Source organism: Erythrobacter neustonensis, from assembly GCF_001663175.1.
In the GTDB taxonomy this organism is placed as follows: Bacteria; Pseudomonadota; Alphaproteobacteria; order Sphingomonadales; family Sphingomonadaceae; genus Erythrobacter; species Erythrobacter neustonensis.
On the sequence record NZ_CP016033.1, the window covers coordinates 1532773 to 1558842 of the forward strand.

Below are 26070 nucleotides of genomic sequence, written 5' to 3' on the forward strand. Positions count from 1 at the left end.
GCTTAGCCGAACACGGCCACACACTGGATGCCGTCGAGCACTTGCTGCCCGTCGGCATCCCACAGTCGCAGCCGTTCGGACGAGTAGCCGGCATCGGCGTGCTGGCTGGCATTTTCGGCCAGATACCAGCCATCGCGCGACCGGCTTGTCGGGTCGAGCACGTTGAACGACCAGTTTACCGAACTCAGCGGCCCTTGGCGCTGCATCACCCGCATCGCGCCCGGCGGCATGACATCGCCCATCAGCACCAGCGTGGACACCGGATCGAGATCATGCGCCTCGGTGAGCCGCGCCCAGCGCCGGACGGTTGCACCGCGGTCGGTACCCTTGGTCTGCCCGTGGCGCAGTTCGAAGTTCTTGGCGACAAAGGCGGGCGCAAAGCTGTGCGTGACCGGTGCGTTGTCCTCGGGCGCGCCGGGCCAGTCTTCGGGCCGGCTTGCGGGCTGAACCGCATTGGGCTCGCGACCTTCGCCGAACAGCCAGAATGCGCTCAGGGCAACGCGGCCCTCGCACAGGATCTCGCTGCGCACCTGTGTGACATTGCGCCCTTGCCTCACGATCTCGGCAGTGAGCGCGATGTCCTCGCCGACGGGCGCAACAAATGCGACCTGGCCTGCGCGCAGCGGCGGAAGCCCCGGAAACGCGCGCACGGCCATTGTGTAGGCAACCAGCGCCGATGCGCCGCCATACAGCGTTCTGCCCTGCATCCAGTCGGATGCATGGGAGAGATGCGCAGGGCCGGGTTGGCCGGTGACAGGTTCGAGCAGGCTGGCAATGGTCATGGCGAGGTTCATGGCCCGCAGCCGCCGCTCCGTCCAGACTGACGTTGCGTAATGCAGGCGATGCGCCATTCTCGCATTGCCAAGCGGCCGCCGAATCGCTAGTGCGCCGCTTCCTCCCGGAGCTTTGGCCCCGGAAGGCTCGGCCCGATGGCGGAGTGGTTACGTAGAGGACTGCAAATCCTCGCACGCCGGTTCGATTCCGGCTCGGGCCTCCACCTTTTGCAATTGCGCACCTTGGCCCGACAGCCTAGGTCGCGACAGCCGGAATGCCGCTTTAGCTCAGTCGGTAGAGCACATCATTCGTAATGATGGGGTCACGTGTTCGAGTCACGTAAGCGGCACCACACCTTCGTAAGGGATTGATTTCCCGGAAAAGCTCAGCAATATCAGGCTTTCTTGCTCCGCTGCGGTACAATGCGGAGGTACAAAAGTGGGTCTCGTGCTGCCCTATATCGTCGTCCAAAAATCAGGTCGCTGCGACTATCGCCGCTACTTCCCCGCGCCTCTGGTCCCCTTCGTTCCGGGTTGTCAGAAGCTGGTTAAGCGATCCTTGGGCCGCGTGGACGATCCGACCTTCGACCAGCATCACCGAGCTGCTACTAAGGAATACGAGCGGCTGCTGTCGCTAGCTGTAAAGGCGCGGGACAAGGCGTACGATCCCCTCGACCCGCCGACCATTGCCTGGCTCGCTGAGACCTTCGTGGCAGAGCAATTGGAGGCCGACGATGGATCGCGCTGGGACCCCGGCGAACGCGAGCTCTACCTAGGCATCGTCGGTGACCTTGAAGCACGAGGTATCCCCCACAGGGCCAGCTGGCGACCTGAGGACCCCTTGAGGTGGGCCAGTAAGGCCAGAGAGACAGCGTCCTGGAGCCTGGACTTCCATCGGAGCCTACGCGCCGCCGGTGACCTCGAGGGCATCTGCTCGAGCCACAAGGACGACGCTGAGCTCCTGCTTGAAGCGCATGGCTACGTGGTCAACCCTTCCGACATCATCGGCATGCAGAGTTTGTGTCGGGCCCTGAACGACGCCTGCATCAGGGTTGCCGAGGCTAAGCTCAAGCGGCTCGATGGCGACGATGTGCCCACTGCGCTACCGCCCGCCCGACCAGCCGAAAGAGCCTCCGATCTGCCGCGAGCTAAAGCGCAGGTTCCTCTATTGGCAACGTTTGATGCCTATGCTTCGAGCCAAGGGGTGACGCCTGGCGTGCGGGATGAATGGCGGCGTTATGTGGCACGACTTGTCGACTGGCTGGGACACGATGATGCCTCAAAGCTCACGGCAAGTGACCTGCGGACCTGGCGCGACGAGCTCCTCGCCGAGACTACTCATAAGGGAACCCTTCGAGACCCTGTGACGGTCCGAGACAAGTATATCACCTCCGTCAGAGCCGCCCTTAACTGGGCCGTCGAAGAGCAGCTCCTCGATCACAACGTGGCACGGGATGTGACTGTGCGCATCCCGAAGAAGGCGAAGGTCCGGGATCGTAGTTTCACGACAGAGGAGGCACGCGCCATCCTAGCAGCGACCTTGCAGAAGTCGTCGGATCGGCTCTCGATAACCCATGCCCGTGCCAGGCGGTGGATACCTTGGCTATGCGCGTACTCAGGTGCGAGGGTGAACGAGTTCAGCCAGCTAAGGGCAGAAGATGTCTTCGAGGAGGACGGCATCTGGGCGGCCCGGATCACCCCAGAGGCAGGATCGGTAAAAACGAAGGAGGCGAGGGTTGTTCCGCTCCACTCACATCTGATCGACCAAGGCTTTTTGAAGGTCGTTAAGGGGGTTGGCAGCGGTCCACTCTTCTACGATCCCTTGGCTCAGCGGGTTGAGAAGGAAGGTACCCGTCACTTCAAGAAGGTGGGCGAACGGCTTGCCCAATGGGTCCGCAAAGACGTCGGAGTGGATGACCCGGACATCATGCCAAACCACGCTTGGCGGCACACCTTCAAGTCGATGTCCTACGATGCTGGCATCGAGGAGCGGGTCGCTGACGCAATCCAGGGGCATGCCCCGAAGACGACGGGGCGGACCTATGGCAGCGTCTCACTTAGTGCGAAGGCGGCGGCTGTCGAAAAGATCCCCCGGTTCTGCACAAACCAAGTGGTCAGAGATTGCAGCAGTAGCTGAGAGGGCGCAGCTCAGCCTTATCGACCTCCCAGCCTTCGATGGCCGTAACGATCCCGCCAGCTGCCTGTGTTCGCATCTCCAACAGGTCGATGCTGTGTACGACGATCAAGACGTTGTGCGGGTTGTTGACGCGGTGCAGCTCAACCTCATTGGCCGTGAGGAGGATGGTGCCGAAGCCCGCTGTGGTGCCCTTGACTTCGACAACGTGCTCGACGCCTCCTCGGCTTGCGGTGAAGTCGCAGGATTGAGTGGCGCTTACGTCTTGGATGTCATCGTAGCCGTTTGCTTTGAGCCACCCTTTGGCAAGGTGCATGGCCTGATCCTCAACCACCTTCCGTTGCGCTGCGCTCAGTCCGAACCCCTGTCCACCTCGACTATTTGATCGGCGCGGGCTGGCAATGGCCTCCAATTGGAGCTGAGCCTCCTGGATGTCCGGCGCGACCGCCTCTGGTGCCCTGCCAAGCTCGATGGCGTGATAGAGCTGTCCGAGGAGGCCTACCGCTTGCTCCAGGTCCTTCTGGAGCTGCTCGTCGCCAGGCAGGATCTCGACAGGGTAAAACTTGGAGAATGCCGTGGTGCGTTCGTAGGGGCCCGAGAGGCCAAAATTGGAACCGAGGTCGACCCCTTCGCGGAACCCGAGCAGTCCAGCCTGCTTCCCGAGCAGCCCACGCGCCCATGACATGAGCTCAGCCACCTCCTCGTCGCTCCGAGGCACGAAGTCCCTGCCGTTGAACGAGGTGGAGCCGTGGCTCACGCATAGGGATACACCGTCACCGTTGGCGTGGAACAGGAAGACGACGTACCAGCCTTTCTGTGCCGAAGGCGACAACTCAGGCGAGTGAACCCTGATCCAGGGAACGAAGGTCTTCCTACCGGTTCCGTCCTTGCCTTGGACATTGAGGCGGCCCTTGAACGGTAGCACCGCGCTGCCAGTCACCGCCCGCCATCGGCGGAGCTCTTCCGGCATCATGTTGCGAACCAATTGGCCTCGACGTTCCATGGCTGGAGTATTCTCGGACGAGAAATCGAGCTGCAGCTCCAGGACCTCTCTAAGCATCTCCTGCATGCGCTTCCCCCCTTAGGTGACGTCGATCTGCAAGCGCGGTCTGACCTTCGTCATGCACCATCAGCGAAGCCGCCATCTTCGAAAGCAATTCCGACTGGGCCCTTTGGTACCATCCGAACAAGTAAAGGGGACCCAAAACAATAGGTGTCACGGCTTACATTTGAGGCGGCCAGAAAGGTGCCGACGCCTTGAAGGAAGCGCCAGCACCTCATCATTTTAGAAGGCTCCGCGCAAGCCTAGAGCGAAGAACTCTTCGCCGACATTTCCATGAACTCGAAAGCGCGGCGCAATCGGAAAGCTCACCAAGCCATAAGGGCGAACAGCCCCACCATCGTATCGACCACCGCCACCTAATTCGAGGCTACCCGCAACGGTGTACGAGGCTTCGAGCTTACCGTAAGGCTTCAGAGCCGTATCATCACACAGTCGGTCGTCGGCGAATTGGCCGTTGGTTCTGTCTCGGCAGCGGGTTTGGCCGTTGTTGAATGTGTCCGTGAAGTAGCGCTCATTGTCGCCCTGATATACCAAGACACCACCAATAGGCCTGAGCGAAAAGCCGCCAGCAGTGACTTGATAACCGAGACCAAGCTCCGCGCCCCACACGCCTTCGGACCGCGCTCCGTTGCCCTCGACCACCAAACCGTCGGCCAGAGCCGGAGTGGCGGTGCCAACCATTGCGAAAGCCAATCCACAGGCCAGTATATTCTTCATTTGTTTTCCTCTTAAAAAGGGCGGTCGCTCCTAAGCGCTATCTTCTTGCAAAACAAAGGCCTTTTTTGGGGGCACCGTAGATTATGTGCATTGACAAATTCGCACCGATTACGGGTATCAGGGGCCAACAACTTGTACCTTTCGGACCACCCGTCCCGCGCTGGCTCAGGATGGGCATAAAGATACCTTTAGGGATTCTGGGCTAGGCACATTTCGCCTAGGTATCTTTTGGTCCATTAGGAGCTCCCCCATGACCCAGCGCATCGCCTACTTCCGCGTCTCCACCCACGACCAGTCCATTGAGGCCCAGCGGGAGGCTCTTGGTGGCGGCTTCGACCGAGAGTTCACCGACGAGGGGGTCAGCGGTGGGACCTTGGCTGCTGACAGGCCTGGCTTCAGTGAATTGCTGGACTATGCACGGCAGGGCGATGCGGTCCACGTCTACTCCATCGACCGACTGGGGCGCGACGCTCTGGACGTTCAGACCACGGTGAAGCACCTCATCGATAAGGGTATTACAGTGGACGTGCGGGGCCTGGGGCCCATCTCCGGTGATGCAGGGAAGATCATCGTCGCGGTCCTTGCTCAGATGGCGGAGATTGAGCGCAACAGGATCAGGGAACGGTGTGAAGCGGGCCGAGCGGCTGCAAGGTTCTCGTTGGTGGCCACAGGGCGCACGCACAGGGGCAAGGTGAGCCTGGGTAGACCGAAGGCTGCTGACGGCCCTCAGGTGGTCGCGTGGCGCAAGGAGCGCGGTGCAAGCATCAGAGAGACCGCAGAACACTTCGGGATTAGCGCCACCAGCGTGAAGCGGTATTTGGCAGAGGCCGCAAAGGCCTGACGGTTGGTCAGAAAATACGGGGGTAAGCTGAACGCTGCAAGTTCATCATAGAATTGAGGTTTTCAGCTCTGTCAACGTCTTGAGCAGTGACGTAGTAGCTCGGGCCAGAACACAAAAATCGAAGCCACAGACGCACGTTCCGGCCTCCAAAGGACACCGTACATTGCCCCCCTCACCAGTCCCACTTCCCCCAACCCACAGGAAACTTGCGTGTCCCATATCTCTGACCGGAAGAGCCCGTTCGATTGCTGCGGAGGCCATGGTCGACCGTCTACTGGACGAAGTTGTCCTACCTCGCCGGGCATCCTCAGCACGACGAAAAGAGGCCGGAGACGCGACCCGGCTCAAGCTCCGCACAGCCACGACCGCTCTCCTGGCAGACCTGATGAACCTGGCCAGAACCTCTGGGGTCTCCAGCACCCCTTTGGCCGGGGCCCATGGAATGTCCCGCAGCCACTTCCGCGCCGGTAGCCTCGGCTTTGGCTACGACATGTTCATCGAGGTCACCCGTGCCCTGGAGGTCAAGGGACTACTTGTTCGCCGTGTCGGCTACCCCAAGTGGGGAGCGCCGAAGGGGGAGAGGCAGGGAGCGGCAACGTGCTTCCTGATGACCGATGCTCTGTGGAGGCTGGCTGGAGCTTTGGGGGTGACCTCTGGGGACTGGGAGGACCACTGGACCCTCAAGCCGCACCAGGTGCTTGGAGGCGACCAGAAGCGGGTCGAACTCCGAAAGAGGCGCAAGCTCATCCGGGGCGTTAAGCAACCCTCAGAGGCACTCTCGGTCGACCTGAGTGACCCGAGGGCCTCAGAGCTCGACGCACAGATCGAGAGGATTAACCAGTATCTGCTCGGCCAGGACATCGATGGCCTTGCCTTCCACGGCCTCCGCCGCATCTTCAACGACGGTGACCAGCCGGACTTCGCTTGGAACAAGGGCGGGCGCTTTTACTCGACCCTTGGCGGCCAGGCATACGAGAGGTGGAACGCGGACCTGAGGCAGCGGCTGATAAGCATCAAAGGCAAGCGGGTGACGGAGGTCGACCTGAAAGCCTCGCACCTCACCTTGCTTCATGCCCTTGCAGATGAACCCTTCGATCCCTCAGAGGACCCTTACGAGGTTGAAGACCTTCCCAGGATCGTAGTGAAGCTGTGGGTGGCGCAGGCTATCGGAGCGTCAAACCCTGGGGCCCGCAAGTGGTCGAAGACTTCGCAAGCCCACTTTGCGGAAGAGCGTCCTGGGCAGCGGCTGGAGGACCAGTTTTCGATCCGCGAGGTCGCGGCTCATGTGAAAGCGAAGCACCCGCTCCTCGTCGATGTCGGGGTCCTCGGGCACTCGACGCTCGACCTCCAGTTCCACGAGGCTGAAATCCTTCGGCTGGCCATGGAGCGGCTTATGTTCACCCATGACATCCCGGTTCTGCCCATCCACGACGCTCTCATCGTCCCACAGACACGGACACAAGAGGCCGCAAGGTGCCTGAAGGAGGCGTTCAGGGACTACGTGGAGGGAGTGACGGGAAGGTCCTGCCCCTTGGTGCCGAACGTCACCCTGAAGGAAGGCTAAAGACCCAAGGGCCCATAAGATGGGGGTGTACTACACCATCTCCCTACCCCTCAGTCAACGGAAGGGAGCGAAAGGGGGGGCGAAGGGAGGCATTAGAGTACGAAATCTTTTGCCCCGAGGAGAATGGCTGCTTTGGCTCCTAACAATTTGCCATTCATCAAGAAATTGGAGCCACGATGCGCAGCTTGTAGGGCGGCAAGGAGATGACGATGAACTTGGATGAGACCCCTAGACAGTACGGGCTCAGCGACCTGCCCCTGCTTGAGGTCGCGACCCGCTCTTCCGCATACCTTCAGTATCTCACCTTTGGTGTCGACCTGTCCCACGAAGAAAACGCGGAGTTCAGGGCGCTCGCCGCATCGGAGCTCCTCGACCGGATTGAGGAGGAGGCGGAAAGCGTTGAGACGCTGATGGGCTTGGGGCACGACGGCGAAGAGTTTTCCATCAACATAATGGGATGGGGGCCCATCTACTTCGTCGATGCGGGAGAGCTCGACAGGATCGGGTATTTCTTGACCCCTGATGATGCACGGATCGAGGCCGTACATATTGCTGAGTGCTTTCCACTATCCGACGCTGACGAAGCTGCCCCCATTCCGACGAAGCAGCCCCGATCCCGCGCCACCATTCGTGCCTGGTATACCCACGACCTAATCGCAGCCAACGGTCACTTGGATCAGCCCTCGGGTGACATTGAGATGCTTGTGAGTGCTCTCAACCTGCAACGCATAAGGGCAGGAGAGGTATTGGATTTGGCCGGGCCGTGGGCGGACCCTTTCGAGGATCGCTTGGAAGGAGCTGTTTGGCGGTTCAACATGCGCGGTCCGGGAAGCGCGTCGATTTGGTTGTACGGTGGGGAAGATGAGGAGCCCGAAATCTACGAAGTCACCTCGATGCAGTTTGGAAACGACCCCACTGTCTACCCTGCCCCACCGATTTTTCAGGAATGATGCGCCGCACTCGCGGAGTACCTCTTGAGCACGAAGTCCCACACCTGATCGACCTTCGCGTCCCATAGGTGCTTGGGATATGGGTCGTCGGGGAGCTCGTTCAGACCCACCTGGATGGCCCAGCGGACCGCGCCACGGGTCTCCTGGCCCCGCATCCAGTCCACAGCGTCCACGAGCCGCTGGAGCTTCTCAAGCAGCCCTCGGGCCACCCGCTTGACCTCCTGCTCCTGTGCCTTAGTCAGTTTGGGCTCGGGAGTTGTGAGGAGGTCGAAGATGGCGAGCTCTTCCTCGGTTAGCTCTTCGCGGGCCGCCCGCTGCTCCTCCTCGTCCAGGCTGTCGATGAAGGCCTTGAGCCCTTCGAAGAACTTCTCGGGGTCGATCGCACCTGCGTTGTATTCGGCAACCAGCTTCTCCAGCCGCTCGACGAGGTTGACCCGTGTGGGGTTGGTCTCCGCCATCTGCTTGACCTTCTCCTCGGCGGCCTCGCGCATCTTCTCGGTCGCCACCTTGGGGCTCGTGTCGAACAGACTGGCCAGCTTCTCGAAGTCGATGCCGGACAGGTCAACGCGGCCCGCTGCGGTGTCCCCTTCGACGATGGGGGTTACGATGGCGACCCCTTCGAGCTTGTCGTCCAGGAGCTGAGCGATCCGAGCGGAGATGGCCGAGATGTCGACTGGGCCCAGCTTAGCCCTCACCATGTCCGAAAGCGCATGGAACACTGCGACCGACTTGAGGTACGGTGCGGCTCGCTCGTCTGGCAGCAGCGCCTTGTACGCTCGCGTCACTGCACCGGCGAGCCGCAGGAACTCCCGTCGCCGGTCGTCAGGAGCCACTAGGGCCTCCACAGCTTCCTTGAGGAGCTCTAGGCGCTTGAAGTGCTCGGCAGCCATGATCGCTTCAGGATCGACCCCATGTGGCGCTACAGAGGCCCTCACGCCATCCAGAGCCTTCTCCAGCTCCTTGATGAGCTGTCCCTTGTCCTTGATCGGGGTCTCGCCATCGCCGCGCCCAGCGGCATAGACCGCCAACGCCTTCTGCAGGTTCTGGAAGACGCCGACGTAATCCACGATCACGCCGGAGGTCTTGCCTTCTGCCTTCCGGTTGGCCCTGGCGATGGTCTGCATCAGCGTGTGCGACTTCATCGGCTTGTCCAAATACACGGTGCCAATGCTGGGGACGTCGAACCCAGTGATCCACATGGCGCACACGAACACCAGCCGAAGGTGGTCATCCTTGTTCTTGAACTTTGTCTCGAGGTCCTCTCGCTGCATCCGCTCCCGGTGAGGAAGAATATCGAGGCCCTTCTGGCGCAGGTCATCGACCTCGTTCTGCCCCTGGCTGACCACAACTGCCATATCGAGCTCGCGCAGCCATACGAGCCGCTCAGCGATAGCAGCCCCCTCGGCCTCGTAAGCCGTCTTGAGGCGCTCCTCGTCCTCGGCAATCAGGCGGGCAACTGCTGCCTTCACCTTGTCGTGCATGGCAACTGCCGTGGCCTTGTCGATTGCCACGAACATTGCCTTCCCACGGTATCCCCGCTGCGCGAAGTGGAGCGCGACATCCTCTGCAACTTTGTCGAGCCGGTCGGGGTTGGTGATGAGCGTGTACTGGCGGGCGAACTGCTTGCTGAGCTTCTTCTCCTGCTCTTCGTCCAGCGCCGCCTTATCGAGCAGTGTATCGAGCTCCTCCTGGAGCTCCTCGGTGTTGAGCTGGAGCTCCGGCTTGCGACCTTCGTAGAACAGCGGGACCGTTGCACCATCCTTCACCGACTGGGCGAAGTCGTAGATCGACACGTAGTCCCCGAAGACCTCTCTGGTCCGGCTCTCGTCCCCCTTGATGAGCGGGGTGCCGGTGAAGCCGATGAAGGCAGCGTTCGGCAGCGCCTTGCGCATGTTGGCCGCGAGTTGAGCGTACTGGCTCCTGTGGGCCTCGTCGGTCATCACGATGATGTCCGAACGCTCCGAGAGCACCGGCATGGGCTCGCTATCGTCGGTCAGGAACTTCTGGATCAGCGTGAAGACGTAGCGCTCGTTCCCTGCCAGCAGCTCCCTCAGGTGCGCACGGCTACCTGCCTGGGCCTGCTGGGTGTCTTTCGTCAGCGCCCCGGCGGTGGCGAATTGCCCCGCGATCTGAACGTCCAGCTCGGTCCTGTCGGTTACCACCACGAAGGTGTAGTTGCCGCCCATGCGCCGCAGGACCTTCTCGGCGAACATCACCATGGACAAGCTCTTGCCGGAGCCCTGAGTGTGCCAGAAGACGCCGAGCTTCCCTTGGTTCTCCTCGGTGAGCCTGACGGCCTCGATGGCCCGGTTGACCCCTAAGACCTGGTGGTACCGACCGATGATCTTGATGAGCCCGCCCTTGGCCTCGTCGAAGAGCACGAAGTTCTCGATCAGGTCGAGGAAGCGTGCAGGCTCGCAGGTGGCCCTCAGCATCGTCTCCAGACTGGGGTTCTCTGGCCCGCCTTCCTCCAGCCTCTTCCAGGGCGAGAAGAACTGGTAGGGAGCGTGGCTCGCCCCCACGACCGTTTCCAGCCCGTTGGAGAGGATCACCAGGCCGTTGGCGTGGAATAGCTGCGGGATCGCGTCCTTGTAGTCCCTCAGGTTCTTCTCGTAGGCGTCAGCCAGCGGTGCCGTGGGTGCCTTCCACTCAGCCAGGAGCAGGGGCAGGCCGTTGACGTAGCCGATTGTATCGGGCCGCCGCTTGTGGAGGACGCCCTCGATCCACACCTGGTTGGCGACTAGGAAGTCGTTGTTGGCTGGGTTCTTCCAGTCGATCACCCGCACCAGGACGTCTTCGAACCTGTCCTGCTCGTTCTTTACTTCGACCCTGACGCCGTCCCTTAGGAGCTTCAGGACCTCGCGGTTGGCCGCGACGGGCAGAAGCGCCGTTCGGTCCCGCGTGAGCTCTTCCTCGGCCAGGCTGAGGGCGTCCTTGGGAAGCCCTGGGTTGAGCTTGGCTAGCGCCACCCGCAGCCTTCCGAGAAGGTGGGCTTCCCTCAGGCTCGTGCGACCGTAGGCGTTCTGTGGCCCCGGCTGGTCGAGGTAGAGGTTGACGCACTCCCAGCCGAGCTCTTGCAGCAACGCCAGAGCTGGCTGCTCGACAATGCCGTCTTCGGAGGCGACCAGGCCGGAGAGCGACGGGGCCATTAGTCGACCTGCGGCTCGTCGGTGACGGAGGGGGCTTCGAAGCCAGCGCCGGAGCTCAAGGACTTGGCGACCGGCTGGAAGACTTGGTGGAATAGCTCCAGCTTCTCGATCAGCCACTGGTACTGATTGGGCCAGTCCTGTTCGTTGTCGAAGTCGGAGTTGGGCCGGTGCAGTGCTACTCGGCTTTGCTTCTTGCCCTCCATGCGCTGCCAGTCGAGTGGTTCGCCGAACGCTGCCTCAATGGCCACCTTCTGCGCCTCCACCTCGTTGTACCATACCTTTCCAGGCGGGCCATAGAACGCGAACTCGATCCACACCGTGTTCTTCTGGGAGTTGATGCAAGCGTTCAGGCTGGTCCCTGCCCTTCCCAACGCAAAGTTCGCCCAGTGCTGAGGGTGGGCCTTCTGCGGGCGCACAACGCTCTTCTTTACGATCAGGCGGCTGCGCAGCCCCTCCCAGAACTTCTGCTGCTGGCCCTTCAGATCGGAGACCTGGCTCTTCGCGCTCTGTTGGACAGTTCGAGACCAATCGTTCGGCTCAGCGACGACGTTGAACATCGGGGCGGGCGGTGATCCGGCGATCTGCCACAGCTCGACCTCCAGCCCGAAAAACTCGACGTTGTCGCCGGTCACATCGTTGAGCCAGTCGAGCGCGGCGCGGTGCTCCTCGGCGAAGCTATCGGCGATCCAGATGATAGTCACCGCGTTGAGCCCAGCCGCATAAGTCAAAAGCTGCCCCAGGTGCCGATGGTCCGTGCGCTCCAACTGGTTCTCGATCAGCACCCAATGGTCATCGGTCGTGTCGGTGCGCTTGGCCAGGATGTCGGCCTTGAAGGGGCCGACGAACTTCTCTGTCGCCTCGACCTCTAGTTCCATGCCCAGCGCCTCCTGGAGGAGCTCAATGCCCTCGTCAGACGCCAGCCAGGGGGTGAAGTGGCTTGCCTCGTTGGGCCAGGCGCTCCTTACGTCGACCCGCTGCATCTTGCCGAGCTTAGGGATCATGCGGCGTCCTCCAGTTCGCGTTCGGCAGCCTCGACGGAAAGCTGGCCGGAGATGAGGCGGGGGAGCAGAAGGTCTCGGGAGGCTGCGAGAGATTGGTTGGCCAAGACAAAGGCAGAAATCGCCTTCAACGGGGGCGAGACGACTTTATCAAACTGAGAAAGAACGGAGCTTTCGGGCAAGATGATGGGAAACTGGCTAAGTGTTTTCCAGTTGAGCGTTGGCATCTTGGTGCCGTTCGCGTGCTGGGAGGCCCAAGCAACGGCGAAGTCTCTAAACAGCGCTCCCCACAAGTACGACTGCGGCACTTCCTTCAAGCTTCGAACCACGTGAACCGATACATTCGTCACGACGTCACATGGCGCTGTCACAACCTTCCAGAGATTGGGTCTTATCCCTGCAAACAAAACATCTCCTGTCTGAGCGATTATGCGGCTTGTAGACAACTCGCTGGGATCACCAAACTCGCTGACAAGGTTTGATCGGCGCGGAATGCGTGACAGATCAAGCAACCGAGTAACATCGCTCCCCCCTTCCTCGTATTTTGTGCGAACGTTCCGAGCGACAGTGCCCAAGGGTACGCTTTTCCAGCCGGGTGGAAGAGACTTATCAGCGCCGTTGTCAGCATGCACATCCTGATGTCCAGGGTAGCGGAAGCGGACGAACCACTCTTCGAACAGCCCCTGCGCCATATCCTCTAGCACCGCCACCCGCCGCCGGTTCACCTCGATCAGGTCGTCATAGGCTCCGAGAATTGCCGCGATGCGTCTCTGGATTGCTAAAGGTGGCACTAGAACCGGCAGTGATTTGAGGATGCCAAGATTTATGCCAGGGACGGCAGCGCCAATAGCCCGATCGCGGACATATTGGACGGTCTCAGGTGACGCGAAGAAGTAGTAGGCGAACAGGGGATCGAGAACATCAGGGTCGACCCGCAGCTTGAGTTGCTTGTTCGAGATAACGTAGCGATCGAAAGGCCCGTTATTCGGGATGAGCCCTACCTGCCCAATGGTTCCCCAGCAGGTAAAAACCAGATCATTCGCGCGAACGGTTTGTGCTGCGAACCTTTTCGCAGTCTCCTCGCTGACGAAGGCGAAGTCTCTGGCAACGAAACGCTCAAGGTCGACCGTCAAGTTCGAGCCCCTAATAATTGGGACGCCCTCGGCGGTGAAGTACTTCGAACTTATCGACGAGCCGAACGGCCCTGCAACGCATGCATGGCGGTCACCGGACTTCACTTCGTCAACAGTCGCCCGTCGCCAGCTTGTAGGGGCTCGATCAATCAGCGGATGGCCCGTCGTTGTCATGCCGATAGAACCTCGGCAACATTCTGCGCAATCAGCCCCTGTATACGAACCGCATCCGTGTTGAGCCCTTCCAGCTCCTCCTGGAGTGCCTCCAGCCTCAGCTTGAAGTCGGCATCGTCCACCTGCTCGCCAGCCGCGACGCCCACATAGCGACCAGGGTTGAGGCTCCAGTCCTGCGCCGCAATCTCCGCTCGGCTGGCGACCTTGCAGAGCCCAGCGATGTCTTTGTACCCATCATCGCCGAAGGTCTCGGTCATCATGGCCGCGCTGCCTTGCTCGACCTCTGCCTCCTCGCCGCGCCACATGCGCACGATGTTGCCGATGAACTCGATCTGCTCGGAGGTGTACTCGCGATGGGCTCTGGTCACCTGGCGGAAGATGTGGCGGGCGTCGATGAACAGCACCTCGTCGGACCGCTCACCTTTCCGCTTGCCCTTGTCGAGGAACCACAGGGTGACCGGCAGGGTCACCGTGAAGAACATGTTGGTCGAGGTCGAGACGATCACGTCGACCATCCCCGATTGGACCAGCTTCTTCCTGAGCTCGCGCTCCGAGCCGCCAGCGTCCGAGGCCGAGTTGGCCATGACGAAGCCCGCCCGGCCCGTCTCGTTCAGCGCAGCGGCGAACAGCCCGACCCACAGGTAGTTTGCATTGTTTACCGTGGGGATGCCGAGCGAGAACCGGGCGTCTACCGTGCCCGCCTCGTTGGTCAGCCGCTCCCGGTCCACTTCCGACTGGTTGAACGGCGGGTTGGCCATCACAAAATCGAACTTGCCGACCATCTGGTGCGGGTCTTCGTAGTAGGCGTTGGCCACCGCGATGTTCCCTGAAAGCCCATGCACCGCGAGGTTGAGGCGGCAGAGCTTCTGCGTGTCCTCCATCTTCTCGACCCCATAGACGCTGATCTCGCGGCTTGGGCTCTTGTGATGGCGACGTACGAAGTCGGCGGAGTGAACGAACATGCCGCCCGATCCGCAGGCAGGGTCGAGGATTTTGCCGTGGTAGGGCTCGATCACCTCGACGATCAGCTTAACGATGGAGGAGGGGGTGAAGTACTCGCCGCCCTTCTGCATGTAGGCCGAGGCGAACTCGCCCATGAAGTACTCGAAGATCGCGCCATAGGCATCGCCGCTGACATCCAGCGGCTGGAGGATGCGGAGGAGGTTCCTGAGGACCCTGTCAGGCAGCGACCCGTAGCCCTGGGGCATTACCCCTGCGAGGTCAGGGTTGTGATCAGTGATGGCTTTCATGGCCTCGTTAAGGGCCTCGGCGACGCTCTCGTTCTCGGGCAGGCCAAGCAGGTAGGAGAAGCGGGCTTTGGCGGGCAGGAACACGGCTCCGTGACCATGGTAGGCCTCAGCGGTGGGCGTCAGGCGGCCCGTAAAGGTCTTGGAGAGCTCAGCGTGAACCTTGTCGAACTTGGCCTCCATCTGGCGCAGCGCGATCAAGGCGAGCACGGGCTGGGCGTATTGGTCGGGCCTCAGGGCCGTATTGGTCCATAGCTGGTTCGCCGCCTGGAACAGACGACGCGAGAGGTCATGAAGATCGACGGCCACCAATTGTCCCCTGTGGTCAAGCGTTTGACGGTGACATTACCTTAATCGCACGTTCCGTCTAGCCCGCCAACAAGAGGCTTGCGTCTCGGGAGAAGGAGGTACAAAAGGCCGGTGCAAAATACGGATCAGCGGCAGGCAAGAATGGCCGATTTCTGGGCTTTTTGAGTGCTGGAGGTCGCTTCACGTAAGCGGCACCACCTTTTTCCGGCTTCTCTCCCCCCGCAAACCCCTGCCGTCCATCACGCTTTGTCGTGACATCGTCGCCGATGGTTGCGGACGTGTGTGCGTGGTTCTGGCGTTTGGGGTTGTGTGAAATGTGGCGGCAATGCGGCCAAAATTCTTGCTCCGTGCGCAAAGGTTGCTATGGCACGGGATGAAGCCTTGCTCTTGCGCAATCCCAAGGCTCGCGCCCCATCGCCAAAAACTGTCATTGAAGGCGTTGGACTGGCGGTGCCAATCGGCTTTTATCCGTCAGCGCAATTTCAGGCTTGAGGAGGGCAGGGCACTTGCAGGTATCGCACTCATTCGCCGGCTCGTGCGAACTTTCGGTCGTCATTCCGGTCTATAACGAGGAGGCCGGGCTCGACGCGCTGATTTCCCGTGTGACGGCTTCCGCGCAGGCGATCTTCGCCGACAGCTACGAGCTGATCCTCGTCAACGACGGGTCAAAGGACGGCAGCTGGAACGCGATCTGTCAGCACGCTGCGCGCGATCCGCGGATCGTTGCGATCAACCTGTCGCGCAATCATGGCCACCAGCTCGCGCTCACCGCCGGGCTGCACCATGTGCGCGGACAGCTGGTGTTCGTGCTCGATGCTGACCTGCAGGATCCGCCCGAACTGCTCGGGCCGATGCTCGAAAAGGTGCGCGCGGGTTACGACGTGGTCTATGGCCAGCGCATCAAGCGCAGCGGCGAGACGGCCTTCAAGCGCGGCACCGCCTCGTTGTTCTACCGCACGCTGGCGAGCATGGTCGACACCGATATCCCGCGCGACACGGGCGATTTCCGCCTGATGACGCGGCGCGTGGTCGACCAGCTCAACGCGATGCCCGAACGCTACCGCTTCATCCGCGGGCTGGTGAGCTATATCGGTTTCAACCAGATCGCCTTCCCCTATGACCGCGACGCGCGGTTTGCAGGCGAGACGAACTATCCCTTGCGCAAGATGATCGCGCTGGCAGTGGATGCGATCACCAGTTTTTCGGTGGTGCCGCTGCGCTTTGCCTCGCATCTGGGTATGCTGTTCGGGCTGGCGGGACTTGGCGCGCTGGTCTGGGTGGTCTGGGCATGGCTGCAGGGCGGCGCGGTGCAGGGCTGGGCGAGCCTGGCTGCGCTGACGCTGATCCTCGGCTCTGTGCAGCTCCTAGTGCTTGGCGTGTTCGGCGAATATCTCGGCCGGATGTACATGGAAGGCAAGCAGCGCCCGCTGTTCATCATTTCCGAAGTGCGCCGTCACCCGATCGCCGCCAACGAGGAGCCCGAGGTTGCCGCTGCGGCCGATGCCAAGCAAAACGAGGTCATCCGTGTCGCAAGCTGAATTCGATGCCTATGTCGATGAATATGACGCGCAGCACGCCCAATCGGTCAGGCTGAGCGGCGAGGATCCCGATTTCTTCGCCGAATACAAGGCGAAGGAAGCTGCGCGTGCGATGGCGGCGGCAGGCGTCGCGCCGCGGCGGATGATGGATTTCGGCGCTGGTCGGGGCAATTGCGTCGCGCATCTGCAACGCGCCTTTCCCGATGCGGCGCTCACCGCGCTCGATGTCTCGTCGCGCTCGCTCAGCCATTGCGAGGCGCGCGCGATCCGGCCGCTCGAAACGGTGTGCTACGACGGGCAGACGCTGCCCTTTGCCGACGCCACCTTCGACATGGTGTTCACGGCTTGCGTGTTCCACCACATCCCCGAAGCCGACCACATCCGTCTGCTGCGCGAAATCCGCCGCACGCTGAGCCCGCAAGGGCGCTTCGTCCTGTTCGAGCACAACCCCTGGAACCCGGCCACACGGCACGCGGTGGCGACCTGTCCGTTCGATGCCAATGCGGTCCTGATCAGCGCGCCCGAAATGCGCCGCCGGTTCCGCGCGGCGGGCTTCACCGATATCGCGCTGCGCTGGACGCTGTTCTTCCCCGCGATGCTTGCGCCGCTGCGCCCGTTGGAGCGGATGCTGGGCTGGCTGCCGCTGGGCGCGCAATATTGCCTCGTCGCGCGCTGAACCCATGGTTTCGCGGCTGCTGCGCTTCGGGCTGACCGGCCTTGCCAATTCCGCCGTGGGATGGGCGGTGATTTTCGGCGGGCTGTGGGCCGGCCTTTCCGGCCTTGTCGCCAATGCCGCAGGTTATGCAGTGGGTCTGATGCTGTCGTTCACGCTCAACCGGCGGTTCGTGTTCGGGATGACGGGAGCGGTCTCGGCGCGCGAGGTGGCACGGTTTCTTTGCGCCTTCGCCATCGCCTACGGCATCAACGTGGCGGTGCTGCTGGGCGCGCAGAGCGTGCTGGGATCGGACGATCCGCTCGCCCAGTTGCCGGCGATCGCTGCCTATATCGTGACCTTTTTCCTGCTTTCGCAATTCTTCGTCTTCAAGCCAGCGACCCCTCGATGACCCAAGCACCCCCTCTTTCGCCCGCGCCGCAACCGGGCGCGCGGATCCCGTTCGGCTGGCTCGACCGGTGGCCTGTCATCGTGCTGGTTCTGATCGCGTCGATCGCACCGCTGCTGGTGGTGGGGATCGCCCCGCTGACCGATCTTTACGGGCACCTCGGCCGGTTCGCGGTGCAGACCGAACTTGCGCAGCGGCCCGGGTTGCAGCCCTATTTCACCTACGAATGGAAGCTGATCGGCAATCTCGGTGGGGATATTCTGGTCGAGCTGCTGCATCCCCTGCTGGGTCTCGAAGGCGCGGTCCGCGCGACGGTGATGATCACGCAAGGTCTGGGCGCACTGGGCTTACTGCTGGTCAGCCGCGAGGTACATGGCCGGGTCACGCCCTTTGCGCTCGCGGCGATCCCGATGATCTACGGCTTTCCATTCAACTACGGGTTCATCAATTATGCGCTGAGCATGGCGCTCGCGCTGCTGGCCTTTGCCGCGTGGCTGCGACTGCGCAAGACCGGGCGCCATCGCGCGGCGCAGGTGTGGCTTGCGGTGGCGGGCGCGGCGATCTGGATCGCGCACACCTATGGCTGGGCGTTCCTCGGCCTGCTCGCCGGATCGACGATGCTGGCCGAGGTCTGGACCCAGCGCACCCGGCCGGTGCAGGCGGTGATCCGCATTCTTGCCGCCTGCTGGCCGCTGCTCTTGCCGGTGATCCCGATGGTGATCTGGCGGGCCGAAAGCGCAGGCGCGGCGATGTCGGGGTGGGCGTGGCAATACAAGCTGATCTGGCTGATGTCGCCGCTGCGCACCTATTGGCGCGATTTCGACATGGCCTCGCTGGGGTTCGTGCTGATGCTGCTGGGCTGGGCGCTGGCGAGCAGAAACGTGCGCTTCGAACGCGGCGTGGGCATTGCCGCTGCGCTGTGCATGGTGTTCTTCCTTGCCTTGCCGTTCCGCGTGTTCGGTTCGGCCTTTGCCGACATGCGGCTGCTGCCTTACGCGCTGGCGGTCGCCTTTGTCGCGATTGCGCCTGCCTCCACGCGCAAGCGGGCGCTGATGATCGGCGGCGGATTGGCGATCGCCTTCTTCGGAGTGCGGATGGCCACCACCACCGCCGCCTATATGGCATTGGACCGGCAGGTGCAGGCGGCGATCCCGGCGATCGACAAGCTGCCCGAAGGCGCGCGGGTGGTGTTCTTCTCGGTCAAGCCATGCCGCACGCGCTGGGCGCTGGCTCCGCTCGATCACCTCTCGGGCGCGGCAATGGCGCGCAAGAGCGCGTTCGTGAACGACCAGTGGCAGCAGCCCGGCGTCAACCCGCTCAAGGTCCATTTTCCCGCGGCCGAGCCGTTCGTGCGCGACCCCTCGCACCTCGTCCTGCGCGAGGAATGCGCCGAAGCGCCCTCGCGCCCCCGGCTGTCGCGCTCGCTAAGTCGCCTGCCGCGCGGGGTGTTCACGCATATCTGGATCGTCGGTGAAATCGACAGGGCTATGCCCGCGCCAACAGGCTATGTCGCCGTGCCCGGTGCGGGCAGCGGGTTGCTGTTCGAAGCGGTGTCCGGCGCGGATCAGGCTGCAGCCCGGTAGGCCGCGCCGCGCACCAGCCTGCCCGGCCGCGCGCCGGTGGGCTGGTCGAAGCGGCGGATAAGCTCGCCCGCCACAAGCGTTGCCTCGTAGCCGGTGGCGCGCTGGTGCAGCCGCCGTCCGCCCGCAGGCAGATCGCGCACCACCTCGGGCAGATGCAGCGTCAGCCCATCAAGATCGATGACGTTCAGATCCGCGCGCCCGCCGACCGCCAGCGTGCCCCTGTCGGTGAGGCCCACCGCACGGGCAGCCTTGGCGCCCAGCATATGCGCCGCCTCCGCCAGACCGATGGCGAGCGCCCCGCCGCCCTTGACGAACTGGGTGAGCAGATAAGTCGAATAGCTCGCATCGCAGATCGCGCCGTAATGCGCGCCGCCATCGCCAAGTCCGGGGACGCAATAGGGATGCCGCAGCATCTCGTGCGCGCTGGCCAGCGATGCGTTCTCGTAATTGCCGAGCGCGGCGAGGAATAGCCCGCGTCCTTCGGTCTCCAGCAACCGGTCATAGGCGACTTCCTGCGGGGTGCAGCCGCGTGCTTCGGCCTGGCCTGCCATGCTCATGTGGGCAGGCGGCGCATAATCGGGCGGATTGTCGAGCGGGAACAGCCAGCGCCAGTTGCGCGCAAGCTCGTTGAAGGGGTGGCCCGGGGCGAAATCCTCGGTCAGCAAGGCGGCACGCAGTGCGGGATCGCGCATTGCGGCAACCTGTTCGGGGATCGAAAGGTGCGCGATTTTTGCCCATGACGGGCACAGCACGAAGGGGTGGACGGTAAGCTCGAGCCCCGCGATCAATCCGATCGGACGCGGCATCACCTGCGCATGCGCGGTGCCGCCTGCTGCATTGGTCGCCTCGAGCATGTCGAGCACGCGCCGCCAGCGCGGCGGGCCTTCGTTGCCCGAGGCGAGCGTAAAGGTCGCCGGGCGTCCGCTGGCGGCGATCACCCGCTCGATCACCGGATATTCCTTGTCCCAGCCGCGAAACGCGTCGAGCACCACCTGGAACGTGCCAGCTCCGGCATCCTTCATCCCGCCGGTGATCGCTTCGAGTTCGGCGATGTCGGTGTCGAATGTGGGGATTGCGTCCCCGCTGGCGGTCTTGTGGATCGAGAGCCGCGAGGTCGCAAACCCCAGCGCTCCGGCGCGCATTGCCTCGGCGGTCAGGCGGCGCATCAGCGCCAGATCATCCGGCGTGGCGACTTCGCGTGCCGCGCCGCGAGCGCCCATCGCGTACACCCGCAAGGGGGAGTGCGGGAGATAGGCGGCGATGTCGATGTCGCGCTTTCCGGCGGCGACCTTGTCGAGATATTCGGGAAAGGTTTCCCAATCCCAGTCGAGCCCTTCGGTCATCACCACGCCGGGGATGTCCTCGACCCCTTCCATGACATTGACCAGCATCTCGCGGTCGCTCTTGCGGCAGGGGGCAAAGCCGACCCCGCAATTGCCCATCACCGCAGTCGTCACCCCGTGCGAGGAGGAGGGGGACAGTTCCTCGGCCCAGATGCATTGGCCATCGTAATGCGTGTGCACGTCGATGAACCCGGGGGTGACAAATTTCCCTTGCGCGTCAATCTCTTGCGTGCCGCGCGCAAGGTTCTTGCCGATCGCGGCGATCCGTCCTCCGGTGATCGCGATGTCGCCTTCGATCAGATCGCCGCCCATCCCATCGGCAATCGTGCCGCCGCGGATCACCATGTCGTAGTCGGCTGCCATCGCTGCGCTCTCCTGTCCCGCCGCAATGATGCGCAACCCAGGCTCTTCGCGCAACGCACAGATTTGCGGGGCGGTGCGGCGCGGGGTAGAGGGGGGAATGACCCTCGCCAATCCAACGCCGCGCCGCGTGGCGCTTGCCGGAGCATCGGGAACGATCGGGTCGGCGGTGCTGCGGCGGCTCGAAGCGGACGGGCACTGCGTGACGGTGCTGGCACGGGGTGACCTTACTGATCCGGCGGTGCTGGCGCGGGCGAGGGCGGAGGTCGTAATCTCGTGCATCGCCTCGCGTTCAGGCGCACCGGATGATGCGCAGGCGGTTGATTGCAATGCCAATTGTGCACTGCTCGCGGCGGCAGAAGCGGCGGGCGCCGGGCACTTCATCCTGCTGTCGGCGATCTGCGTCCAGAAACCGCGCCTCGCGTTCCAGCATGCCAAGCTGGCGTTCGAGAAACGGCTTGGCGAGAGCGCGATTGCGCACACCATCATCCGCCCCACCGCTTACTTCAAGTCCTTGTCTGGACAGGCAAAAAGGGTGAAGGGGGGCAAGCCTTTCCTGATTTTCGGGGATGGCCACCTGACCTGCTGCAAGCCGATCAGCGATGATGATCTGGCGCGGTTCATCGCCGCGGCGATCGACAATCCGGCAATGCGAGGAAAAACGCTGCCGATCGGTGGGCCTGGGCCGGCGATCTCGTTGAAAGAGCAGGGCGAATTGCTGTTCCGCGCGGCAGGCAGGCCCGCCAGATTCACGTCGATCTCGCCCCGGATTTTCACCATCGCCGAGCGGATCTTGCGACTTGGTGCGCCGTTTTCCTCGTGGTTTGCCGCGAAGGCCGAATATGCCCGGATCGCGCGATACTATGCCACCGAATCGATGCTGGTGATCGACCCTGCGACCGGTGAATATTCCGCCGATCTGACCCCCGAATATGGCTCCGAAACGCTGGAGTCGCATTATTCGCGATTGTTCTCGGGGGTCTGAGGGAGGGCAGGACGGGGCTAGAGGGGGGCTAGATGCCAGCTGGCGGGGGGCAAGGGGGCATCAAAACCGGGCAAGGAAACGCTTTGGCCCGAATAATTGAACGTAAAAACATGGGTTTGCGTGCGCCGGACGCGAATTCCGGCGGGCAGATCGCATAGTTCCACACCCGCTTCGTGCGCCATTCTTTCGACCAGCAGCGCGAGCAGATCGCGGTCGGGCCAGACCGCGCAATACCGCACCCCATCCTTGTAGTAAACGACCCCGCGCGCGGCCGCATCGGTGATTTCCGGGGCGTGATCGGCCACCACATCCTCGCGCCAGCGGGTGACGGCAAAGCCATCGGCAGGCTCGCTCACGCCATCGCGCAGGCTTTCCACGCGGTTGACGGTCACACCCGTCAGGTCGCGCAAGTTCCCGGGCGCAAGGCCATCGGGAATGCAGAAGCTGTCCGTCTTGCTCCCCGACCGGGGGCCGAGCAGCACCGGACAGGATAGCGCAGCGAGCTTTTCGGCAAAGCCATCGGGCACGATCGGCAAGGTCGGCACCACCACCATGCGATAGGCCGACAGGTCGGCATCGGGCGAAACGATGTCGACATCGAGCCCGCGGATGCGCAGCGCCGAATAGGCCTCGAACACCAGTTCGAGATAGCGGAACGACTGGCCCTGCGGCTGGATGCCGATCACCCACGCCGCTTCGTAGGAGAATACCAATGCGGCCGGTGCCTGCGCGCAGGCCTGCGGGCCGATCGCATCCAGCACCGCGGCGGCCGCGCGTACCTCGTCCGCGGCTTCGGCTTCGGTGCTGTCGGGGCGCAGCAGGCCGGCGTGCATCTGTTCTTGCGCGAACGGCGCCTGCCGCCAGCGAAAATAGCTGGTCAGTTCGGCCCCGTGTGCGCAGGCTTCGAGCGTCCACAGCGCCACCATCCCCGGCAGCGGCGCCGGGTTGAACCGCGCCCAGTTCACCGGGCCGGGCTGCTGTTCCATCACGCCCCAGCGCGAGCCAGCTTCCTTTGGCGAACAGCCGCGATAAAGATCGTGGTGGAAGGCGGCGATATCGGGGTGGCCTTGCCTGAGGTAATCGCGTTTCTCTGCCTGCGAGAACCAGAACTGTTCGAGGAACCCCAGCGGATAGGAATCCCACGTCGCCACATCGATATCGCGGCCCACATCGTGGTGATCGAATTCGGTGAAGAACCCCATGAAATTGTGCGTGATCGGCGTGCCGGGGGCAGCTTCGCGCAGGATCGCCACCTGTTCGCGGTTGAAGCTTGCCACCTGATCGGAGGCAAAGCGGCGGTAATCGAGCCAGTGCGTGGGGTTCGCCTCGGTCACGGTTAGATGCGGCGGGTCGATCTCGGCAAAGGAGCGGTATTCCATGCTCCAGAAGACATTGCCCCATGCGGCATTGAGCGCGGCAATCGTGCCGTAACGCGCGGCGCACCAGCCGCGGAATGCGGCAGCGGCGGCGTGGGAAAACGACAGCACGGTATCATGGCAGCCATATTCGTTGTCGGTCTGCCACATGTGCAGCGCCGGGTGCTTTGCGTATCGTGCCGCCAGCACGGTGACGATCCGGCGGCATTCGGCGCGATAACCTTCGTGGCTGAAGCAGTAATGCCGCCGCGATCCGAAGCCGCGCGGGCGGCCCTGTTCGTCGATCGCGACCATATCGGGCATCCGGTCGACCAGCCATTTGGGCGGGGTGGCGGTGGGCGTGCCGAGGATCACCTTGAGGCCCGCTGCGTGCAGCGTTTCAATCGCGCGGTCGAGCCAGCCCCAGTCGTAATGCCCGGGTTCGGGCTCGATCCGGCTCCACGCGAATTCGCCGATGCGCACGAGGCTGAGCCCCATGGCGCGCATCCGCCGTGCGTCCTCTGCCCAGATGTCTTCGGGCCAATGTTCGGGATAGTAGCAGCAGCCGAGTTTCACGCGATGGCCTCCAGCGCGATGATCCACGCGGTTTCGGGGTGGGTAAGGGGGAGGGCGAGGCCGTGGGTCATCAGCGCCGCGCCCGAAAGCGTCAATCCCGCTGCCCATGTTTCCCGATTGGCGAGGTAGTGTTTCGCGCGCGGCGGCCATGGTTCGGGCAGCGTGACGCGGTAACGCGCTTGCGGGTCGAGCCCGGCGAGCCGCAGCGGGGCGGCATCGAAGACGGGCGAAAAGGCGGTCTGCGCCGCGAGCGCGAGCGCCTTGCCTTCATGCGTCACCATCATGCCGGTGATGTCGGGATCGGGGTGCGACAAGCGGTGAAGCGCGCCCGAATGCAGCACCCCGCGCCATTGCTTGTAGAGCGCGATATGCACGGCAAGGATTTCGCGCTCCTTGTCGGTCATGCGCGCCGGATCGGCCTCCACCCCCATGTGGCCGAACACCGCGACCTTGGCGCGGAAATCCATGGCGAGGCGGCGCCCGGTGATCGGATTGGGCGAGGGGCCGACATGGCTGCCGAGCACTTCCAATGGCAGGAACTGGCTCCATGCAGGCGTGATCCTGAGGCGCTCGACCGCGTCGTTGTTGTCCGACGGCCAGACGCGGTTGACGCGCGCAAGGACGCCGAAATCGATCCGCCCGCCGCCGCTTGCACAGCTTTCGATTTCGACATGCGGGTGGGCTTCGCGCAGGCTGTCGACCACATGATAGAATCCGATCGCCTGCCACAGCGCCTTGCCCGGATCGGGGAACAGGTCGCGGTTGTGGTCCCACTTGAGGTAGGCGATCGTGTTCTCGGTCAGCAGCGCATCCAGCCGCTCGATCAGATATTCGCGCACCTCTGGCCGCGACAGGTCGAGCGCGAGCTGTCCGCGCATGGTGGGGCGGTCGCGGGCTTCGACATGCAGGCACCAGTCGGGATGCGCGCGGTAAAGGTCGCTGTCGGGCGAGATCATTTCGGGCTCGACCCACAGGCCGAAATCCATGCCGAGTTCGTGGACACGGGCGATCAGCGGGGCGAGGCCGTTGGGAAAGACATCGCGCGAGACGGTCCAATCGCCGAGGCTGGTGCGATCGTCCCTGCGCCTTTGTTCTTGGCCGCCGAACCAGCCATCGTCGAGCACGAAGCGTTCGATGCCGAGGCTGGCCGCATCCTCGGCAAGGCGCATCAGCGCATCCTCGGACAGCTTGAACCCCAGCGCTTCCCACGAATTGAGGTGGACTTTGCGCGGGCCCCATGCGGCGCGCTGTGGCAGAACGTTCCCTCGCAGATAGGCATGGAAAGCCTGCGCCAGCGCCGAACGGTCGGGGGCGCGCGCGAACACCAGCTTCGGGGTCGCGGCGACCGACCCGGGCGCGAGGCGGGCGAGCGCGTGGGGCTGGCCCGCGGCCATCTGCAACACCGCGCGCCCATCCCCGCTGCCCTGCATGTCGCATTCGATCCGCGTGTCGTGGTCGCCGCTGAAGGCAAGGTGCGCGCCCAGCGCTTCATCGCCGGCGGAATCGTGAAGGATCAGCCAGTTCCCGCCGCCGAACCCCGGCTTGCCCGCCGCAGAGCTGCGCATGAAGCCATCGGGGGCAAGGTCGCGGGCGGCCTCGCGCATCTCGCCTGCCCAGCGGCCAGCAAGGGTGGTGATCCGCGTGAACCGGCGCGGCAGCGGCAGCGCGGGCGCGGCCAAGCGTTCGAATTCGAACATGTGTTCGCCCTGATTGGCAAGCGTGGCATGGGCTTCGACAACATCGCTCGCCGCGATCTGCCAGCCTTGCGAAAGAGCGATCCCCAGCCTCGCGTCGGTAAAGGTCAGCGCCAGACTGCCCGGCTGCGCCTGCCAGGTGTCCAGCCGAAAATCGGTGGGAACGGCTTCTCCGCTCTGCCGCAGCACCACCGCCGGCGTTCCGCCCCATCCGCCTTTCCGTTCGGGCAGCAGCCCCGGCACCGGGGGCACATCGGGCTGGCTTTCGTGCCGCCCGCGCGCGCCTGCGGCAGCGAGCGCGGCCAGATCCTCGCCATCCGGCAGCGCCGCGCCCAGATAGATGCAATCGGCCGCGCCGCCCACCTCCAGCGCGAACACCAGCGTCAGCCGCTCGCCGTCGATCCTGACGAATTCCACGCGCGTTCCCTCCCGTTTGCGCAGACGCCGGTGACGATTGTCCCGCCAAGGCTTGTCGGCAACCCGCCAATGCGCTGTAACCGCCGCAAGAGAGAGGGGAAAGCGG

General features: G+C 63.2%; 19 protein-coding genes and 2 tRNA genes. 11 read left to right on the forward strand and 10 right to left on the reverse strand.

Annotation, left to right across the window (positions count from 1 at the left end):
• Positions 1-2: 2 nt before the first annotated feature.
• Positions 3-782, reverse strand: coding sequence for an acyl-CoA thioesterase (locus tag A9D12_RS07170; protein WP_068353952.1), 780 nt, complete (start codon positions 780-782; stop codon positions 3-5).
• Positions 783-923: 141 nt separating this feature from the next.
• Between A9D12_RS07170 and A9D12_RS07175 the strand changes: the two genes are divergently transcribed.
• The 3 genes from A9D12_RS07175 (at position 924) to A9D12_RS07185 (ending at position 2910) form a co-directional block, all read left to right on the forward strand.
• Positions 924-997: transfer RNA gene (locus A9D12_RS07175), tRNA-Cys, on the forward strand.
• Positions 998-1050: 53 nt separating this feature from the next.
• Positions 1051-1126: transfer RNA gene (locus A9D12_RS07180), tRNA-Thr, on the forward strand.
• A gap of 215 nt (positions 1127-1341) precedes the next feature.
• Positions 1342-2910 carry a tyrosine-type recombinase/integrase gene (locus A9D12_RS07185; RefSeq protein ID WP_231889727.1) on the forward strand — a complete coding sequence of 523 codons (1569 nt, stop codon included), beginning with the start codon at positions 1342-1344 and terminating at the stop codon, positions 2908-2910.
• Here A9D12_RS07185 and A9D12_RS07190 read toward each other — a convergent pair.
• Both A9D12_RS07190 and A9D12_RS07195 read right to left on the reverse strand, forming a co-directional pair.
• Positions 2888-3976 (reverse strand): MrcB family domain-containing protein, encoded by a 1089-nt coding sequence (locus A9D12_RS07190; protein WP_068350672.1) that lies wholly within the window; start codon positions 3974-3976, stop codon positions 2888-2890. The genes A9D12_RS07185 and A9D12_RS07190 overlap by 23 nt on opposite strands.
• 216 nt (positions 3977-4192) lie before the next feature.
• Positions 4193-4687, reverse strand: coding sequence for a hypothetical protein (locus A9D12_RS07195; RefSeq protein WP_231889728.1), 495 nt, complete (start codon positions 4685-4687; stop codon positions 4193-4195).
• Positions 4688-4937: 250 nt separating this feature from the next.
• Here A9D12_RS07195 and A9D12_RS07200 point away from each other — a divergent pair, with 250 nt between their 5' ends.
• The 3 genes from A9D12_RS07200 (at position 4938) to A9D12_RS07210 (ending at position 8042) form a co-directional block, all read left to right on the forward strand.
• The gene (locus tag A9D12_RS07200; protein ID WP_068350673.1) at positions 4938-5528 is read left to right on the forward strand and encodes a recombinase family protein; all 591 of its coding nucleotides are present in this window, start codon (positions 4938-4940) and stop codon (positions 5526-5528) included.
• A gap of 259 nt (positions 5529-5787) precedes the next feature.
• Entirely contained in the window at positions 5788-7092 is a 1305-nt protein-coding gene (locus tag A9D12_RS07205) for a hypothetical protein (protein WP_197489894.1), read from the forward strand.
• A 203-nt stretch (positions 7093-7295) separates the two neighbouring features.
• On the forward strand, positions 7296-8042 hold the full coding sequence (locus tag A9D12_RS07210) for a hypothetical protein (RefSeq protein WP_068350675.1): 747 nt from the start codon (positions 7296-7298) through the stop codon (positions 8040-8042).
• Here A9D12_RS07210 and A9D12_RS07215 read toward each other — a convergent pair.
• The 4 genes from A9D12_RS07215 to A9D12_RS07230 are packed head-to-tail and all read right to left on the reverse strand — an operon-like array spanning position 8033 to position 15052.
• Positions 8033-11191: a type I restriction endonuclease subunit R gene (locus tag A9D12_RS07215; RefSeq protein ID WP_068350676.1), complete on the reverse strand. Its 3159-nt coding sequence runs from the start codon at positions 11189-11191 to the stop codon at positions 8033-8035. The two genes, A9D12_RS07210 and A9D12_RS07215, sit on opposite strands and share 10 nt — an antisense overlap.
• Complete coding sequence (locus tag A9D12_RS07220; protein ID WP_068350677.1) at positions 11191-12192, reverse strand: DUF4268 domain-containing protein; 1002 nt, start codon at positions 12190-12192, stop codon at positions 11191-11193. The genes A9D12_RS07215 and A9D12_RS07220 overlap by 1 nt, the downstream gene beginning before the upstream one ends.
• Entirely contained in the window at positions 12189-13496 is a 1308-nt protein-coding gene (locus A9D12_RS07225) for a restriction endonuclease subunit S (protein WP_068350678.1), read from the reverse strand. The genes A9D12_RS07220 and A9D12_RS07225 overlap by 4 nt, the downstream gene beginning before the upstream one ends.
• Positions 13493-15052, reverse strand: a complete 1560-nt coding sequence (locus A9D12_RS07230; RefSeq protein ID WP_068350679.1) for a type I restriction-modification system subunit M — start codon at positions 15050-15052, stop codon at positions 13493-13495. The genes A9D12_RS07225 and A9D12_RS07230 overlap by 4 nt, the downstream gene beginning before the upstream one ends.
• 506 nt (positions 15053-15558) lie before the next feature.
• Here A9D12_RS07230 and A9D12_RS07235 point away from each other — a divergent pair.
• From A9D12_RS07235 to A9D12_RS07250, 4 genes are read left to right on the forward strand one after another with little or no spacing between them, the layout of a single operon-like run.
• A complete protein-coding gene (locus A9D12_RS07235) occupies positions 15559-16590 on the forward strand; it encodes a glycosyltransferase family 2 protein (protein WP_068350680.1) in 1032 nt (343 codons plus the stop codon).
• Complete coding sequence (locus A9D12_RS07240) at positions 16577-17266, forward strand: class I SAM-dependent methyltransferase (RefSeq protein WP_068350681.1); 690 nt, start codon at positions 16577-16579, stop codon at positions 17264-17266. The genes A9D12_RS07235 and A9D12_RS07240 overlap by 14 nt, the downstream gene beginning before the upstream one ends.
• Before the next feature lie 4 nt (positions 17267-17270).
• The gene (locus A9D12_RS07245; protein ID WP_068350682.1) at positions 17271-17654 is read left to right on the forward strand and encodes a GtrA family protein; all 384 of its coding nucleotides are present in this window, start codon (positions 17271-17273) and stop codon (positions 17652-17654) included.
• Complete coding sequence (locus tag A9D12_RS07250; RefSeq protein ID WP_068350683.1) at positions 17651-19234, forward strand: hypothetical protein; 1584 nt, start codon at positions 17651-17653, stop codon at positions 19232-19234. Before A9D12_RS07245 ends, A9D12_RS07250 begins: the two co-directional genes overlap by 4 nt.
• Here the strand turns inward: A9D12_RS07250 and A9D12_RS07255 are convergent.
• Positions 19216-20940 carry an N-acyl-D-amino-acid deacylase family protein gene (locus A9D12_RS07255; protein ID WP_068350684.1) on the reverse strand — a complete coding sequence of 575 codons (1725 nt, stop codon included), beginning with the start codon at positions 20938-20940 and terminating at the stop codon, positions 19216-19218. The two genes, A9D12_RS07250 and A9D12_RS07255, sit on opposite strands and share 19 nt — an antisense overlap.
• A 97-nt stretch (positions 20941-21037) precedes the next feature.
• Here A9D12_RS07255 and A9D12_RS07260 point away from each other — a divergent pair, with 97 nt between their 5' ends.
• The gene (locus A9D12_RS07260; protein ID WP_068350685.1) at positions 21038-21922 is read left to right on the forward strand and encodes an NAD(P)H-binding protein; all 885 of its coding nucleotides are present in this window, start codon (positions 21038-21040) and stop codon (positions 21920-21922) included.
• Positions 21923-21939: 17 nt separating this feature from the next.
• On the opposite strand, the gene A9D12_RS07265 is transcribed toward A9D12_RS07260, so the two are convergent.
• The gene (locus A9D12_RS07265; protein WP_068350686.1) at positions 21940-23853 is read right to left on the reverse strand and encodes a beta-galactosidase; all 1914 of its coding nucleotides are present in this window, start codon (positions 23851-23853) and stop codon (positions 21940-21942) included.
• Positions 23850-25964 carry an alpha-galactosidase gene (locus A9D12_RS14660; RefSeq protein ID WP_068350687.1) on the reverse strand — a complete coding sequence of 705 codons (2115 nt, stop codon included), beginning with the start codon at positions 25962-25964 and terminating at the stop codon, positions 23850-23852. The genes A9D12_RS07265 and A9D12_RS14660 overlap by 4 nt, the downstream gene beginning before the upstream one ends.
• Between the last annotated feature and the right edge of the window lie 106 nt (positions 25965-26070).